Consider the following 884-nt stretch of genomic DNA (forward strand, 5'->3'; position numbering starts at 1 on the left):
AGGTAAGACCGTGCCGTGTTCGGGCTGCAGTAGCCGGCACCGATGACCGAGCCGATCTTGCCTGCGGTTTCGATGGCCTGGGCTACGCCCGGGCATGTCGAGGAGGCGACGGCGATGATCGCCTTGATGTCCGGGTTGGCCGCCATCAGATCGCCTGATATTTGCGCGGCGCGTTCAGCGGTGCCGCCGGCGAATTGCGGCGCGAGCAGCTTCAGCTTCGGATATTTGGCGGTGGCTTGCTTCTGCATGAAGCCGATCCAGGCGTTGAGATTGGACGCCGTTGCCTCGCCGGAGACGATGCCGATGGTTGCGTCCTCGCCGACGCGCTTGACGAGTTCGTCGACAATGGTTGTGCCGAGGCCTTCGTCGGTCGCCTGCGCCACATAGACGGCGCGGCCGCTGTCGGGCGCGTCGCTGTCGCTGGTGAACAGCTTGATGCCTTTCGCCTTGGCGCTCTCGACAACGGGTGCGATGCTGGAGGCATCGAGGACGCTGACCGAGATCGCCTCGACGCCCTGATCGATCAGGTTCTGGACGATCTGCAACTGGTCGACCGGATTGGTGTCGACGGGACCGGAATAGATGAAATCGAGGCCCAGGTCCTTGGCGGCGCGATTGCCGCCGGCTTCCATGGCGTTGAAGTAAGGGATGCCGATCAATTGCGGAACGAAGGCGACCTTGTGTTTGTCCGCGGCATGCGCCGCGGTTGCAATGGCGAGTGACAGTGCGGAAGCGGCGAGCACTTTCTTGAACTGTGAAAGCATGTGTTTGAACCTCTCTGGAAATGACGTGCGTTTCAGTTTGTTTTTTCAAGCGCCCGCACGTCGGGATGAGCGCCTGTTATGAGCGAAACGACTTCCTCGTGATCGGTATCGGCCGCCAGC

General features: G+C 61.7%; 1 protein-coding gene and 1 pseudogene. Both read right to left on the reverse strand.

All coding sequences use genetic code 11. From position 1 onward, the window contains the following. A partial coding sequence (locus EOC06_RS16885; protein ID WP_245469676.1) for an autoinducer 2 ABC transporter substrate-binding protein occupies nucleotides 1-764 on the reverse strand: 764 nt, incomplete at its 3' end. Nucleotides 765-796: 32 nt separating this feature from the next. Then, a pseudogene (locus EOC06_RS42710) lies at nucleotides 797-884 on the reverse strand (sugar ABC transporter ATP-binding protein); the annotation flags it as partial.

This window comes from Mesorhizobium sp. M7A.F.Ca.MR.362.00.0.0 (genome assembly GCF_004023175.1).
GTDB lineage: Bacteria > Pseudomonadota > Alphaproteobacteria > Rhizobiales > Rhizobiaceae > Mesorhizobium.